The sequence below is a fragment of the Nocardia sp. NPDC006982 genome, assembly GCF_042869435.1.
In the GTDB taxonomy this organism is placed as follows: domain Bacteria; phylum Actinomycetota; class Actinomycetes; order Mycobacteriales; family Mycobacteriaceae; genus Nocardia.
On record NZ_JBIAFV010000006.1, the window covers coordinates 256,995 to 271,886 of the forward strand.

The following is a 14,892-nucleotide window of genomic DNA, read 5'->3' on the forward strand; positions in this document are numbered from 1 at the left end:
CTTCGATACCGCTCCGAGTAATATCGGCCACATCGTTGCCGATATAGCTGGACATTAGCGGCGATAGCGTCGACGCTGTTGCCATTATGGAGACTCGATTAGCGGTCAAGACAGATTTGCGCCTCACAGGCGCGCGCGGTCGGCGCGGTAGGTCGATGGTGCAGGTTGGTTACGCCTTCGCTGTGGTCATGCTCGGTACGACGATGCCGACGCCGATGTACACCTTGTATGCCGCCGAGCTCGGATTCTCCATCAGCACGTCCACAGCGATTTTTGCCATTTACGCCGCCGGAGTCGTCGCGGCACTGATTCTGTTCGGCCGGTGGTCGGACGTGGTCGGACGTCGACCGCTACTCATCGCCGGACTGGCCTTTTCCGCAGCCAGTTCGCTGGTGTTCCTCACTGCGGGGCCGGTGTGGCAGTTGCTGCTCGGGCGAGCGCTGTCGGGGCTGTCGGCCGGTATCTTCACCGGTACCGCGACCGCCATGATCGTCGAAGCCGCACCCGCGATATGGAAAACCCGAGCCCACGTGGTCGCCGGTGTCGCGAACATCGGAGGATTGGGTATGGGGCCGACGCTGTCGGGCGTGCTGGTGCAATACGGCCCGTGGCCGCTGCGATGTGTTTTCGCGGTGCACCTGGTGATGGTCGGGTTGGCGGTGCCAGCTATCAGGAATGCGGACGAGACCATTGCGGCACAGCCGCGGGCTCGGCTCACCGTGCAGCGGTTCTCGATTCCGCCCGAGGCAAGGCAGGCGTTCATTCGTGCGGCGCCGGCGGCCTTCGCCGGGTTCTGCGTGATCGGCCTATTCGCGTCGGTCGTGCCGACCTTCCTGAATCAATCTCTGCACGTTCACAACAAGGCCGTTGCCGGATTGCTGGTTTCCTTGACTTTCGCCGCGTCCGCGGCTGCCCAAGTCCTCACCAGGACGCTGCCCGTTCCCAACGCCATGATCCTCGGTTGTACGGCCCTGATAATCAGCGCCGCACTGGTCGGTGCGGCTCTCAGCGCCCAGTCGGTACTGATCCTCATCGCGGCCGCGGTGATCGCCGGTGTCGGACAGGGCACGAGCTTCAGCAAAGGACTGGGCGCGGTAGTGGAAGCGGCTCCGCCTTCGCAGCGCGGCGAAATCGCCTCCAGTTACTTCGTCGTGGCCTATTTCGCGATCTCCGTTCCCGTCTTGGGCGTGGGATTGGCCGCCCAGCACTGGAACCTTTCCCACATCGGCATCGTCTTCGGAGCAATCCTCGGCGCCGTGGCCACGGTGTCATTGCTCGGCACCGTTCGCGCCGCGACGCCGGATCCCGGACCGGCTTCGGCCCCCGACCTCACCTGCCGTGGTGCCGCAGTCCAGTAGCGAGCAGCATTGAAACAGACATCAGGCCAAGCCCTTTCGCTCGTCATCGCGTCCGGTACCGAGGGTGCACAGCGTTCCGCCGACTTCGACGTGCGCGGGCCTACGCGATTGTCGCCGTCTCCGTTGCCGAGGTAGCCATTGACACCGAGCATAATAACGGCAACACTGTGTCCATTATGACAAAGGCGCTTTGCAACCCACCTTGTGTGTCCAATTGGAGGCGGTCATGAATTCCGACGGTCGCTTGCTGCTGCGCGGCGGAATCGTCCTCACGATGGACGAGAAGCTGGGTGATCATGAACGTGGCGATGTGCTCATCGAGGACGGCAGGATCGTCGAGGTGGGGCAGGATTTACCGGCCGACGCGCAGGTGCTCGACTGCGCGGGCAAGATCGTCCTTCCCGGCTTCGTGAACTCGCATCACCACATGTTCCAGACCGCCCTGCGCTCGTACTGGGCCGATGCCCTCGACATGGACTACTTCATGCAATCCCGGGCCGGAGCCGACGCGCTGTTCCACCAGTACACGCCGGAGGACGTCTACTGGGGACAATTCGGTGGGGCACTGGAGAACCTGGCCGCGGGAACGACGACCGTCGTCGACACGTCGCAATGCTCGTACACCCCCGAGCACACCGACGCCGCGCTCGAAGGAATCCGCCGATCCGGAATCCGGTGCGTCTTCAGCTTCTCGCCGTCACTCGGCGATCACGAGCCGGACCCGTCGTACGCCCATCCGGAAGACATCCGTCGCCTCATCGAAACGACCGGTGAGGTGCACGACGGAACACTCGTCCGCCTGGCACTGGGCTATCACGTCGATGAGGACTTGTTCCAGCTTGCGCGAGACCTCGGTCTGCCCATGTTCGCGCATGTCAATGACACCAGCTGGGGTTACGTGCTCGAACAGTTCGAGGAGGAGGGACTGCTCGGCCCCTGGATCACCTACATCCACTGCCTCGGTATCGAGGACGCCGCATGGCGAGCCATCGAACGGACCGGTGGCAAGGTATCGGTCTCCACCAGCGCGGAGCAATCGCTCGCCATGGGCCAACCGGCGCTGCAAACGGCCCTCGAACATGGCATCCCAACAAGTTTCGGCACGGACACGGTCGGCATCGCACCCGTCGACTTCTTCTCCCAGATGCGTGCGGCCTACCAGTGGCAGCGCAGCCGAATCCAAGTAGCGATGCAGAGCAACTCACCCGAGGTTCAGCCGGTCACGGTTCGGGACATACTCCGAATGGCAACACTTGGCGGCGCCCAGGGAGCCCACCTGGACCATCTGATCGGGTCCCTCACCCCGGGCAAACGGGCGGACGTCATCGCATTGAACGCTCGCACACTCAATGCCGGACCGGTAAATCACGCGCCGGGCGCCGTCGTACAGCATATGGACACCAGCAACGTCGACACCGTGATCGTGGACGGACGAATCGTCAAGCGCGATGGCCGACTGCTCGGCGTGGACATCGAATCGGTATTGCAGCACCTCGAAAGTTCGGCGGCAGGCCTCGTGAGTCGTTCCCGAGCTACCGACATCCTTTTCACGGGTTGCCGACACCTGTCATGATCACGTTCGACGTTGCCGTGATCGGCCTGGGGCCGGTCGGTGAGCTTGCGGCGCTGCTGCTGGCGCGTGCGGGGTTGACGGTATTGGCCCTCGAGCGCGAGTGCGACGTGTACCCCAATCCGCGCGTCGGCGTTCTCGACGGAGAAGCGCTGCGCACGCTGCAGAAAGCGGGGGTGTACAAGCGCGCCGTTCCAGACATGCTCCTCAGGGCCGGCGCCCAGTGGGTGTCGGCTCGCGGCAAGGTCGTCGCGACGACACTGCCAACGGAACAACTCCAGGGGCATCCGTGGATATCGGCGATCTACCAGCCATTGCTGGATAAGCAACTTCGGGCGGCCCTTGCGGAGTACCCGGATGTCGATATCCGACTGGGGCACCGGCTAACCGGGTTGACCCAGGACGACGAAGGCGTCGAACTCACGTTTCGTGATGTCGACGGCGGGACCGGTAACGCGCGCACACGCTTCGTTGTCGGCTGCGATGGCGCCAATAGCGCCACCCGCGAAGCGATCGGCGTCCAGCTCGTCGGATCCGCATATACCGACACGTGGCTCATCCTCGATGCGAAGCTGCCGGAGCCGGTCACACACCTTCCGTATTTTCAGATGACGCTGGACCCGGCGGCGCCCCGCCTGACCGGCCGACTCGCCGCTGGTGGGCACCGCTGGGAACGCAAGGTAATGCCGTGGGAGGACCAAGAAGAAATCCTTACACCCCGGGCCGCGCGGCGAGTGATCGCTGAGGATGCGGACCCCGACACCGCCGAGATCCTGCGCCATCTCATCTACACCTTCCGAGCCAAGAGCGCCGAGCATTGGCGCGTCGGGAGGGTGTTGCTGTGCGGCGACGCCGCCCACCTGATGCCTCCGATGATCGGCCAGGGCCTGAACTCGGGAATCCGGGATGTCACGAACCTCACCTGGAAAATCGCGGCCGTGGTGAACGCCGGCGCGCCACTGCAGATCCTCGACTCCTACGAAGCCGAACGGCGGCCGCACGCCGACGCGATAACCAAGCTGTCGGTCCGGGCCGGCCATCTGGTCACGATGCAATCGCGCTGGGCGGCGGCGATTCGCGACGCGGCGGCCGGAACGCTCCTGCGTGTCCCGCCATTACGGGAACGCGTTCGCCAAGGCCGCTGGCGGCCGCCGGCCCGGTACCGACGCGGCTTGCTTTTGGCACCACCATCGCTGCGCTCTCCGGTTGGCCGCCTATTTCCGCAGCCGATCGTGCGGACGTTCAGCGGCGCGGAGCACCGCCTCGATGACATCTCGGGCTCTGGCTGGCGCATCATCGGCTGGGACGCCGATCCACGCGAAGCGCTATCGAAAAACGGCCGCCGCATCGCCGAAGACGTCTTGGGCGCGACCTATGTAACGCTGATCTCGCCGGGGCAGCGCCCCGTCCATCGTGGTTCGCCGACCCAGATCCTCGAAGACCTTCATGAGCTGGCCCGTCCATACTTCAGGCGACAGCCATTCGTCGTACTCCGTCCCGACCACTATGTCTGCGCGAATCCCTCGTCGAATGCGCTCGAAAACACGCTGAGGAAGTTGATGCCGCACATATCAAATGAATCGGCTGCTCAGGAACACACCGAGGCGGTCGAGCGAACCGGTGTCTGGAAACTCGATCCCGCAACCGCGGACATCAGGTTCTTCGCCCGCGGGCTCTGGGGACTGCTCCCGGTAACCGGCCGCTTTCGTCGAGCATCCGGCTCGATGACCTGGGGTCAGGATGGATCGGCCACGGTACTGCTGGAACTTCACGCCGCTAGCATCGCGACCGGTCTCGCATTCCGAGACCGGCATCTGTGCGCGCCCGAGTTCCTGGACGTGCAAACCCACCCACTGATCTCATTCCATGGCGACGCCGTCGGTCGCGGCCCAGGGCGACTCGCGGTAGTCGGCAAGCTGACAGTTCGCGGCACCACGACCGAAATGCGCCTCGAGGTCGAGCTCGAACAGGACGGCCCCGAAATCGTTGCCGCGACGACCGCGCGGATCGACCTGTCCGCCTATGGCTTCGCGGCTCCACTCGACATGGTCCGCCCCAAGCTCGACCTCGAGATCCGAGGCCGTCTCATCCTCGCCCACCCGGGAACCGAGAGCACCCGCCTGCTTGCCTCCTACTGACCGCGCGCACATGAACCGTGGCCGCTAACAGCGCAGCGCATCTGCCGGAAGATCCCTCGCCGCGGTGAGCGGAAGCTCGAGGGAGACGAGTAAGTCCCGATACCGTTGGGCCAGTTGGGTCGGCGCGCTGCGGCTGTAGGCGACGATCTCGCGGTAGACACCGGGGCCGATCCGTCTGGTGTGCTGTACCCAGCCGCCGGGCACGACATTATTTGGCACAAGTGCTACGCCCAGGCCTTCCATCGCGAACAGCAATGCGGCGGTCACCTGTCCGGTGCGAGCCACGGCACGAGGGGTGAATCCGAGGCTGGTGGCTACCCGGTCGGCGATCTCACTCATGCCTTGTTCGGCCTCGTAGAGGATCCAATCGGCCGAGGCGAGTTCTTCGGCTCCCACTGCGGAACCCATATTTCGTCCCGCCGGGCCGACCAGCACCATCTCCTCGTAACCGAGTGAGACGACCGGTCCGTCCCACGGTTCGGGTCGCGGGCCGACCGCGAGATCGCCCTGCCCGCTGCGAACGGCGTCCTCGAGGGCGCGGCGATGCGAGAAGTCGTGCACCCGGAGGACAGCGGTCGGGAACAGCGCGTGCCATCGCACAGCGCTCGGCGGCAGTATCCCGGAGGCGATCGATCGGACGGTGAGCACGTGCACGTCACCGCTTCGTCCCTCGACAACCTGGTGTACCGCATCCGCCGCTTCTTCTGCGGCCTGCAACACACGTTGGGCCCGGGGCAGGAAGACGCGTCCGGCGGGTGTGAGGGCAAGACCATGTCGTCCGCGTTCGAGCAATTCCGCGCCGAGTTCTTTCTCCAGCGAACGTATCTGCTGGGACAGCGAGGGCTGCGAGACATATAGCCGTGCCCCGGCGGCACTGAAGGACCCACTTTCCCAGACGGCGAGAAAATACTCCAGTTGGCGCAGTCGCATCAGATGACGTTACCGCCGTCCACGGACGCTGCAAACGTGGAGCAAAGGGAAATCACGCGACCAGATTCACTCGCTTATCCAAGCGACCGAGTCGGGCGAGCAAATAGTCGATTTCTGCCCGCGCTCGGCTCGACAGCACGCCGCGTGGCGCCCGCTGAGCATCGGAGGCGAGCAGTCCGCGCCGCTTCATGACGTACTTGCGTACAGCCAGTCCGATACCCGGTTGCTGTTCGTACCGCAACAACGGTAGGTGTGCGTCGAAGATGTCATGACTTTCCTCGATACGGTCGGCGCCGGTAACCACGTCGACCAACATTTCCGGAAAACAATATCCGGTCATGGCGCCGTCTGCCCCGCGCTCGACCTCGAAATCGAGGAAGAGGCCGCCGTTACCGCACAGAATCGAGAGACGGGGCATTTCGCCGGCGGCTTCGAAATCGCGCAATGCGCTGATCTTCTCCAGCCCCGGCCAGTCCTCGTGCTTCAGCATTACACAGCTGGGGACGGCGCGGGCGATGCGTCCGACGACCTTGGGGCTCATGACAACCGAGAACGACAACGGGTAATCCTGCAAGACAAGGGGGACCGAATCGCCGAGCGTGGCCGCGACGCCCTCGTAATAACCCACGATCTGGTCATCGGTGCGCAGTGTGTTGGGTGGTGCCACCATGACACCCGCCGCCCCGGCCGCCATGACATCGGAGGTGAGTTCGCGCATCGCCGCATAACCCGGGGCGGAGACGCCGACGACTACCGGCAGCCGGGTCCACTGCAGCACTTGGCTCACGATTCGTGTTGCTTCGTCGTGGGACAGTTTCGGTGCCTCGCCCATCTGGCCGAGCAGGGTAATCCCGGTGACACCGACGGATTCGTAGAAATCGACGATTCGGCGCAGTGAGTCGAAGTCCACCGCGCCGCCCTCGTCGAAGGGTGTGGGCGAAATGGCGAAGACGCCCTTTGCCTCGCGGGTGAGCAGGGCCATGGCTGATATCCTTGTGGCTGTGGGGTTTTCGGTTTCAGAGGCTGGGAATGAGCCCGCCGTCGACGCGCACCACCGAGCCGGTGATGTACGACGCCGCATTGCTCGCCAGGAACGCCACGGTCGACGCGTACTCGTGTGGTTCGCCGTAGCGGCCGATCGGGATGGTGGCCACACTGTCGGCCGCGATCTGTTCGACGGTTCTGCCTTGCGCCTCGGCCTTGATCTGGTCGAGACGCTCGACGCGCTGGGTGCCGATCCGTCCCGGCACGACGACGTTGCAGGTGACGCCGTCCGCGGCGACCTCACGGGCCAGCGTCTTGGACCAGCCGAGCAGTGCGGCACGAAGGCTGTTCGACAGGCCGAGGTTGGGAATGGGTGCGACGACCCCCGAACTGGTGCTGGTGATGACGCGCCCCCACCCGCGCGTCTGCATGCCGGGGACAAGTCTGTCGCTGATCGCGATCACAGACAGCACCATGGAACGGAAAGTGTCGAGCCACAGCGCAGGGGGCTGGCCGAGAACCGGCGCCGGCGCGGGCCCACCGGTGTTGTTCACCAAGATGTCGACCGGGCCGAAGGTCTGCTCGATCGCGTCGACATTGCCTTCGATGACGTCGAGGTCAGCAATATCCCAACCCATTGCCATGGCCCGGCCGACCCTGTCGACGATCGCGTCGCGGCGTGATTCGGCGGCTTCGAGATGAATATCAGCGACGACCACGTTGGCGCCCTCGGCCGCGAGTCTTTCCGCGATCGCACCGCCGAGGCCGCCACCTCCGCCCAGCACCAGTGCAGTTCTGCTGCCAATCCCAAGATCCAATGTTGACTCCTCGACCGCAGGCCCGATGATAATCCGGCGTTTTCCATGAGTCCGGTAATTACATATGTTCCGAACCGTACATCACGGAGCTGTCCGCGCCCAATAGGTATATTCGCCGCCCTCTATAGGGAAAACTTATACGCCCAGTTCAGCGCCTCATCGACAAAAAGAGCCACGCAATCGTCGCAAAATGACACTTGGACAAAAAAGATTTCCTTCACGTAGCGTACTGATAATTCATCAATAGCCAACGAAAGGCGGTGTTGTGTCTATTCCGGATACGATGCTCGCGGCCGTAATCGGCGAGCCAGGAATCATCGAAACCAAAACTATGCCGGTGCCGCGCCCGGGGCCGGAAGACGTTCTCGTGCGAGTGCACCGGGCGTCGTTGTGCGGCACCGACCTCAAGGTCCGTAGCCGACGCTTCTTCGGTGGCGCAGGCCCGGCGCCGGGCACATTCGTTCCCGGTCACGAATATGCCGGCGTCGTGGCAGCGGTCGGCAGTGCTGTCGACGAATTCGCGGTCGGCGATCGTGTTGTCACGGAGGCACATCGGGGTTGCATGCGCTGCGCCAACTGCCTGTCCGGTTGCTATACGGACTGCCTGAACTACGGCAACGCGACCAAAGGGCATCGGGTCGTGGGTATGACGGTCAACGGCGGCTTCGCCGAATATGTCGTCAATCATGTCTCGACGCTGTATCGGCTGCCCGATCACATCGACTTCGACTCGGCGGTCATGCTGACCACCGCCGGCACCGTGATGCATGTCTACGACGTGCTCGACTCGCTCCTGGTCGGTGCCACCGTCGCGGTGATAGGCCCCGGTCCCATCGGACTGTTGGCTGTGCAGGTAGCCCGCCAGCTAGGGGCGGACCTTGTGACGCTTGCCGGTACCCGCCCCGAGCGGCTGGAAATCGGAAAGCAGTTCGGGGCCGATCACCTGTTCAATGTCCGCGAGCAAGATGCCGTCGCCGCGGTCCGGGAGGTTACCGGCGGTCTGGGCGCCGACGTCGTCGTCGAGTGCTCGGGCGCTGCGAGCGCGGTCGACGACGCGATCCACATGGCCAAACGCTCCGGCAAGGTCGTTTTGGCCGGATTCTTCGAACAGCCGGTGTCTGCCGACCTCAATCACGCTGTCATGAACGGGATTTCGATCCACACCGTCCGCGGCGAAGGCGCGGGCTCGGTAGCCAGGGCCCTGTCGCTGGCATCCCACGGCCGACTGCACACCGCCGACCTGGTGACACATCATTTCCCGCTCGCGGACATCGCCGAAGCTTTCGATACCTACGCCGGACGACGAGACAACGCCATCAAGGTGATGCTCGATGTCGCCGAATGACGTCACCGTCCGCGAGCTGGTCGCCACCGACATGGCCGAGCGTGCGACAGCGTGGCTCGCGACCCTGACTCACGAACAGCGAGTTCAGGCGCAATTCGCCTCCCCACTCGCTCCGGACGCGGAGGCCGAACGCCTCCAGTGGTTCTACACACCCACCGATCACGGTGGACTCGCCCTTCGCGACCAGACCGCACGCCAGCAGGGCTTGGCAATGCAGCTGGTCGCCTCAGGCCTGTCAGAGGCCGGATATGCCACCGTCTCAACGGTGATGGGGCTGGAGAATGTCCTCGATCAGGTCGAAGGATGGCACGTCAATTGGGGACGGGAACGGGGCCGGGATCCGGGCCTCTACTGGCTCAGATTGTTCGGCCGACCGGGCGACCCGGTCTGGGCATGGCGTTTCGGCGGCCACCACATCTCGCTGAACAACCTGATCGTCGGCGGCCGCATCGTCTCGACGACGCCGTGCTTCATCGGAGCCGATCCGGCCAGTACTACACTACTCGGTTCAGCGCTACGGCCGCTGGGCGGACCAGAAGAGGCCGCGCGGGAATTGGCACGGTCGCTGGACCCGGACCGATACCGCGTGGCGTTATTGCACGAGAGCGCGATATCCGACATCGTCTCCGGTAACCGGCCGACCATCGCACACGGCGACACGATGATGCACATGCAGGATTTGTGGCGCGGCAGGTTCAGCGACCCGGCACTGCGGGATCTGGTCGATGCCGTCGACCGGCGTGCCGAAGAAGGCAGCGGATACACCGAAGCCGACCACGCGGCCATGGCCATCTACCTGCCGCCCACGGGCCTATCCGCGCGCGACCTCGACCCGGGACAGCGCCACATTCTGCGACAATTGATCGATCTGTACAGCGGACGTGCACCGAGCGCACTAGCCGAGGCCCACTCGGCGCACTACGCGGCCGATCACGTACTCGACGAGATCCATTTCGGATGGGCGGGCAGCCTGCGGGCGGGAGAACCGCATTACTACCGCATCCAGGGCCCGGAACTGCTCATCGAGTACGACAACACCCAGCGCCACGCCAACCACGCACACTCCGTCTGGCGTAACCCGCGTTCGGATTTCGGGCTGGACAGTCTGGCCGAGCATCGCCGACGCTCGCATTGAACAACGTTGGCTGAACGGCTGCCCTGGTGTCCCCCGGGCAGTCGTCAACCGGCGTTTTTGAACATGTCTGCGGGACCCGGCCCGCTCGGCGTCGAAAACAGGCATTGGCACGGCATAACCGGATAACTCTGGTCCACCCGATCATCGACAGCGACGGCCCGAGCCCAACCCCCTTCGATGGCCTCCCGCGCGAACGTTACGGCCGCCTCGTAGGAGGCAACGAAATGCAATGGTGAACCGATACCGAAATCGACCATCAGATGCCACATCATCGCATTTCCAAACTGATAAACGCCCTCAGCGGCGCTGACGGCGGCCCGATCTTCTTCGAGCATTCGGTGTCCGAAGCTCGTCAGGTCGCGACGCAGCCGTTCCACGCGCGACGTTGTCGCGGTTCACCCTTTTCCCCCGACATTGGGTACGGCGGAGGCGTCGACGGCCGGGGTCATCGCGGCGGCGTGTGCCAGGGTTACCCGCGCCATGTCGGTGGTGGCGATGGAGCCGATGTAGCCGTCGGGGCGGATCAACAGGAGTGCGGAGTCGGCCACGCCATAGATCCGAGCGAAGGAATCGGTGATATCGACGAGCACGACATCGGCGTCGACCTGCTCACCGCCATTGATGGCGACCTTTTTCAGTCCCGCACCCGCCGACGGCCACGCCAATGCGGCTAGTTCCTCGACGGCCGCGGGACCATAGCCGATTGCGGTGAAATGCGGTCCGGAAAAGAGGTCGAACAGGCGCTGCGCTCCCCCGGCCGCGTCCAGCAATTTCGCGTCCGGCGCCCGGTCGCCGACCCGCAGCGCAGCGGTTTGTTCGGCATCGGCGGTTACCAGTGGGCCGCCGCGGTAGTGCAGGCCGAGCTGGCGTTCGTCATCGCCGCGCTTGATCGAGGACGGGTCGAGTTTGGCCAGGCCGTCGTACTTCTTGGTCGCCAAGCCCAAGACACCGGCCGCGATCGGCTGCCGCTCGGCCTCGTAGGTGTCGAGCAGGCTCTCCGGCGCCCCAGCGAGCACCTGGCCGAGTTTCCAGCCCAGGTTGTAGGCATCCTGCAGACCAGTATTGAGTCCTTGCGCGCCCGCGGGGGGATGGACATGAGCGGCGTCACCGGCAATGAATACCCGACCCGACCGGTACCGGTCCGCCAGTCGAATGTTGGGGCGAAATACCGATGTCCAGCCGATGTTCGACAAGCGGAGGCGGTTGTCGCCGGTCTGCTTGCGGATGCGCGCATTCAGGCTGTCCTCGTCGAGAGCAGGCTCCTCACCGGGTTGCAGACGGATCATCACCTGAAAGAGATCAGAGTGCGGCAGCGGGCACGCACCGACGAACCGGCCGCCCGGACGCGGCCACACATGCCAGCGATCCCGGGAAAGACCCTCCACCACGGCGTCGACGATGATCATCCGATCGGATTCGTCCGTCGAGCCCTCGAAGCCGATGTCCGCTGTTTTGCGGACCGTGCTCGCCCCACCATCCGCGCCGACAAGGTAGCGGGCGCCGATCTCTTCGACACCGTCGCGACCGGCGACCGTCGCCACGACCGCGTCCCGGTGTTGCTCGAATCCGACGAGTTCACGTTTCGATTCGACTGTCACGCCCAGCCGCTGCAGTCCGGCGCGCAGCGCGGCATCGGTGCGGAACTGGGGAATCAACCACGTATTCGGGTGCGGCACATCGGATGTCAGCTCGTTGCGGGAGATCATATGCCACGGAATAGTCAGCGGACCCGCATGAATGCCCAACAGAGGGTACTCGGCTCCGCCTGCGCGGATATCGTCGAGGACGCCGAGATCCTCGAGCACTTCCAGACTGCGCGGCTGGACTCCCTTGGCGCGCGAACCGTCGAAAGACCTCGCGGCTTTGTCGATGATGCGCACCGCCAGTCCGCGGCGGGTCAGATCGATCGCCAAGGCGGTGCCGGTCGGCCCGCCGCCGACGACCAGGACGTCGGTCAGTTCGGTCTTGGTCTTCATCGTGACGACTCTTTCCTGGCAGCTTCGACAAACGCGGTGAACAGCAGACTCATCCGGGCGGGCTCCTCGTAGGGGACCATGTGCCCGCACGGCGAGATAATGTGCGACTCCACGGGCGCCAAGAACTGGCGCACCTCGTCGAAGCTCGTGATCGGGGTGACTTGATCTTCGTCGCCCCACAGCAACAACGTCGGGAACGGAAGTGTCCCGGTTCGCCGGTAGAGGTCCTGACGACTGCCCAGCGGGAAGGAGGCGATCGTTGCGGCCAAGGCGTAGACCGAGCCTTCGAACTGATAACACTCCCGCACCATCGCCGTGAGCGCCGCGGACTGCTGCGGATCCCGGACATTGTGGGACAGGTGCCGGTCGAGCATTTTGCTACCCAGCTTCTTTGCCAGAAAGGTGCCCAACATCTCCTGGCGCAGCAAGGGGACGAAGGCGGGCGTGGGCTGCAGCCCGGCGGGGCCAGCCAAGGTAAAGGTGGCGATCCGGTCGGTGTGCTGTTGAGCGAAAGCCATCGACACCAACGCACCCATCGAAGCTCCGACGAGATGGAAGGGTTCGGTCAGATCCAGACGCTGGGTCAAATCCGCGATTTGCCGCACGAACAGGGCCTCGTCGTAGGTTGCTCGTACGCGATCGGAATAGCCGCGCCCGTACGGACTGTAGGCAACCGTGCGGAATCCGCGCGAATGCAGCTCACCGGCGAGTTGATCCCAGTAGAACAGCGGGGTGGTCAAACTACCCGCGAACACGACGACCTCTCCGCCCTCGGGCCCGGCGATCTCGTAATGCGTGATCCCGTCGCCGCATTCGATGAAGTCACCGCGCAACTCGGCACGTGTGGCCTCGTCCAGGTGGCGGGTCTCGCCGCGCACCACGAAGTACTTCATCGCTTTCCCTTCTTCGGCGAGTTCGCCTCGGCGGTCAAGAAGTTCAGCACCGCGCTGGCCACCCATTCGGGATCTTCGTCGGGGAGCAGGTGGCCGCCGGAGGAGTGAACCCGTTCGAGGCTGCCTGCGATATCGCGCGTGAAATGCTGTCCATCGACGGATGCGCTGCGCAGCACCAGCGTCGGCGCGGCGATGGCGGGAATCTCGGCGGTGCGGTCGATCTGGTCGGTGTTGGCGAAGTCGATGAACGCCTCTTGGTTGCCGGGCCGGGTCAGCATCGCGTGCACCCGGTCGACCATTGCGTCATCCACCACCGAAGGGCGCGACCCGACCGCCGAGCGCAGATTGCGTTCGGTGGCCGAACGAGGCGCCAAATTCCGTACCAACACGCGACCGATCGGGTTACGCGCCAGGCGCAGCGCCAACGGCAACGACTTGCCCGGGTAGCCAGTGGCATTGATCAACACCAGCCGATCCACCCGCTGCGGGTAATCCAGGGTGAAGTTCCAGGCGATATTGCCGCCGAGGGAATTGCCGACCACCGACGCGTTGGAGACCCCGATGGAGTCCAAGAAGGCGGCGACCGTCTTGGCGTAGGTCTGTATCCGATAGTCCCGGTCGGCGCGCGGGCCGGTGAGACCGAAGCCGGGCAGGTCCGGGCGAATCACATCGAACGACGACGATAACGCCGCGGCCACCTGGTCGAAGCAGTGCAGCGAGGAGCCGCTGCCGTGCAGAAGCAACACCGAGGGCCCCGTCCCGGCCCGCTTGTAGTGGAGGTTACGGCCCTCGACGATCGCGAAGCGCGAATCAGGGTCGATGTAATCATCGGCGACTGCTCGTCTACTCATAATGGTTACAGTGTTGCCGGTACATGAGCGCAGGTCAAGTGATAATGGCAACAATGTGACCACTATATAATGATCACGTGTCCAGCCTGTCGATGCGCAACAATGCGAGTGTGACCACCGCCGATTCAGACGCCGCCGAGACCCCGGCTCGCCGCTCCCCCGGCCGCCCACGGGTGCCCTTCGACCGGATTGTGACGACCGCGCTGCGCATTGTCGACGAGGAAGGTGCCGACGCGCTGTCGATGCGCACGCTCGCCCAACGTCTCGAAACGGGCACCGCCGTGCTCTACCGAGCAGTCGCCAACCGTGCCGAACTCATCGCCCACGTGGTCGACTCGGTGCTCGGCGAGATCGAAATCGACGACACCGCGCCCGATGACGACTGGCAGCACGCATGCATCGCCGCCGCAGAGGCCATTTTCTCGGTTCTGCACCATCACCGGGGGATCGCGCCCCTGATCATCGAGCAGGTACCGATCGGACCCAATTCGCTCATGTTGCGCGAGCGAGTCTTGGCCATGCTGCTCGCCAACGGCTTCCCCCCGAAGTCCGCGGCGCTTGTATACGCCACCATTGCCCGCTATGCCGTCGGCTTCGCCGCACAGCTACAGGGCCACGACACCGAAGCCAACATCGACCCCGCCCCACTCACCGCGCTCTATCGCCAACTCGATCCGGCGCGATTCCCCGCCACGATCGCGGTCGCCGATTGTCTGCCGAGGCAAACTCTGGAAAGTGAATTCCGCTTCGGTCTGCAGCTACTCGTCGCGGGCCTCGTGCCGCTGCACGACGCGGCGGCCGACGCAGTGGACCCCACCTGATTCGTTCGGATGCCGCTGCTTTCGATCCATCTTGGCGCTCGGTTTTAATTCGGATACGCTGTAGCCGAATTAG

General features: G+C 64.3%; 13 protein-coding genes. 6 read left to right on the forward strand and 7 right to left on the reverse strand.

The window, feature by feature from the left end; all coding sequences use genetic code 11:
• Positions 1-155 precede the first annotated feature (155 nt).
• From ACFYOW_RS25275 to ACFYOW_RS25285, 3 genes are all read left to right on the forward strand, one after another.
• Complete coding sequence (locus ACFYOW_RS25275) at positions 156-1,358, forward strand: MFS transporter (protein ID WP_387291808.1); 1,203 nt, start codon at positions 156-158, stop codon at positions 1,356-1,358.
• A gap of 226 nt (positions 1,359-1,584) precedes the next feature.
• Positions 1,585-2,931: an amidohydrolase family protein gene (locus tag ACFYOW_RS25280; RefSeq protein ID WP_387291810.1), complete on the forward strand. Its 1,347-nt coding sequence runs from the start codon at positions 1,585-1,587 to the stop codon at positions 2,929-2,931.
• Entirely contained in the window at positions 2,928-5,066 is a 2,139-nt protein-coding gene (locus ACFYOW_RS25285; protein WP_387291811.1) for a bifunctional 3-(3-hydroxy-phenyl)propionate/3-hydroxycinnamic acid hydroxylase, read from the forward strand. The genes ACFYOW_RS25280 and ACFYOW_RS25285 overlap by 4 nt, the downstream gene beginning before the upstream one ends.
• A 24-nt stretch (positions 5,067-5,090) precedes the next feature.
• Here ACFYOW_RS25285 and ACFYOW_RS25290 read toward each other — a convergent pair whose 3' ends face one another.
• The 3 genes from ACFYOW_RS25290 to ACFYOW_RS25300 are packed head-to-tail and all read right to left on the reverse strand — an operon-like array spanning position 5,091 to position 7,798.
• Complete coding sequence (locus ACFYOW_RS25290; RefSeq protein ID WP_387291813.1) at positions 5,091-5,996, reverse strand: LysR family transcriptional regulator; 906 nt, start codon at positions 5,994-5,996, stop codon at positions 5,091-5,093.
• A gap of 52 nt (positions 5,997-6,048) precedes the next feature.
• Positions 6,049-6,978: a dihydrodipicolinate synthase family protein gene (locus ACFYOW_RS25295; RefSeq protein WP_387291814.1), complete on the reverse strand. Its 930-nt coding sequence runs from the start codon at positions 6,976-6,978 to the stop codon at positions 6,049-6,051.
• A gap of 34 nt (positions 6,979-7,012) precedes the next feature.
• On the reverse strand, positions 7,013-7,798 hold the full coding sequence (locus tag ACFYOW_RS25300) for an SDR family oxidoreductase (protein WP_357474428.1): 786 nt from the start codon (positions 7,796-7,798) through the stop codon (positions 7,013-7,015).
• 265 nt (positions 7,799-8,063) lie between these two features.
• On the opposite strand from ACFYOW_RS25300, the gene ACFYOW_RS25305 reads away from it, so the two are divergent.
• Together ACFYOW_RS25305 and ACFYOW_RS25310 are read left to right on the forward strand one after the other, a co-directional pair.
• A complete protein-coding gene (locus ACFYOW_RS25305; protein ID WP_357474431.1) occupies positions 8,064-9,143 on the forward strand; it encodes a zinc-binding dehydrogenase in 1,080 nt (359 codons plus the stop codon).
• Positions 9,130-10,278 carry a DUF3500 domain-containing protein gene (locus tag ACFYOW_RS25310; protein ID WP_387291816.1) on the forward strand — a complete coding sequence of 383 codons (1,149 nt, stop codon included), beginning with the start codon at positions 9,130-9,132 and terminating at the stop codon, positions 10,276-10,278. Before ACFYOW_RS25305 ends, ACFYOW_RS25310 begins: the two co-directional genes overlap by 14 nt.
• A gap of 44 nt (positions 10,279-10,322) precedes the next feature.
• Here ACFYOW_RS25310 and ACFYOW_RS25315 read toward each other — a convergent pair whose 3' ends face one another.
• Genes ACFYOW_RS25315 through ACFYOW_RS25330 form a run of 4 tightly spaced genes read right to left on the reverse strand, consistent with a single transcriptional unit; the run spans position 10,323 to position 13,998 of the window.
• A complete protein-coding gene (locus tag ACFYOW_RS25315; protein WP_387291818.1) occupies positions 10,323-10,655 on the reverse strand; it encodes a hypothetical protein in 333 nt (110 codons plus the stop codon).
• Between the two features lie 18 nt (positions 10,656-10,673).
• A complete protein-coding gene (locus tag ACFYOW_RS25320) occupies positions 10,674-12,254 on the reverse strand; it encodes an FAD-dependent oxidoreductase (protein ID WP_387291820.1) in 1,581 nt (526 codons plus the stop codon).
• A complete protein-coding gene (locus tag ACFYOW_RS25325) occupies positions 12,251-13,147 on the reverse strand; it encodes an alpha/beta fold hydrolase (RefSeq protein WP_387291821.1) in 897 nt (298 codons plus the stop codon). Before ACFYOW_RS25325 ends, ACFYOW_RS25320 begins: the two co-directional genes overlap by 4 nt.
• Positions 13,144-13,998, reverse strand: coding sequence for an alpha/beta fold hydrolase (locus tag ACFYOW_RS25330; RefSeq protein ID WP_387291823.1), 855 nt, complete (start codon positions 13,996-13,998; stop codon positions 13,144-13,146). The genes ACFYOW_RS25325 and ACFYOW_RS25330 overlap by 4 nt, the downstream gene beginning before the upstream one ends.
• A 77-nt stretch (positions 13,999-14,075) precedes the next feature.
• Between ACFYOW_RS25330 and ACFYOW_RS25335 the strand changes: the two genes are divergently transcribed.
• Positions 14,076-14,819 carry a TetR/AcrR family transcriptional regulator C-terminal domain-containing protein gene (locus tag ACFYOW_RS25335; protein ID WP_387291825.1) on the forward strand — a complete coding sequence of 248 codons (744 nt, stop codon included), beginning with the start codon at positions 14,076-14,078 and terminating at the stop codon, positions 14,817-14,819.
• Positions 14,820-14,892 lie beyond the last annotated feature (73 nt).

Bases quoted from the DNA above. Each gene is read 5' to 3' on its own strand.
- ACFYOW_RS25275 (WP_387291808.1), top strand. From the start codon at position 156: ATGGTGCAGGTTGGTTACGCCTTCGCTGTGGTCATGCTCGGTACGACG.
- ACFYOW_RS25280 (WP_387291810.1), top strand. From the start codon at position 1,585: ATGAATTCCGACGGTCGCTTGCTGCTGCGCGGCGGAATCGTCCTCACG.
- ACFYOW_RS25285 (WP_387291811.1), top strand. From the start codon at position 2,928: ATGATCACGTTCGACGTTGCCGTGATCGGCCTGGGGCCGGTCGGTGAG.
- ACFYOW_RS25290 (WP_387291813.1), bottom strand. From the start codon at position 5,996: ATGCGACTGCGCCAACTGGAGTATTTTCTCGCCGTCTGGGAAAGTGGG.
- ACFYOW_RS25295 (WP_387291814.1), bottom strand. From the start codon at position 6,978: ATGGCCCTGCTCACCCGCGAGGCAAAGGGCGTCTTCGCCATTTCGCCC.
- ACFYOW_RS25310 (WP_387291816.1), top strand. From the start codon at position 9,130: ATGTCGCCGAATGACGTCACCGTCCGCGAGCTGGTCGCCACCGACATG.
- ACFYOW_RS25320 (WP_387291820.1), bottom strand. From the start codon at position 12,254: ATGAAGACCAAGACCGAACTGACCGACGTCCTGGTCGTCGGCGGCGGG.
- ACFYOW_RS25325 (WP_387291821.1), bottom strand. From the start codon at position 13,147: ATGAAGTACTTCGTGGTGCGCGGCGAGACCCGCCACCTGGACGAGGCC.
- ACFYOW_RS25330 (WP_387291823.1), bottom strand. From the start codon at position 13,998: ATGAGTAGACGAGCAGTCGCCGATGATTACATCGACCCTGATTCGCGC.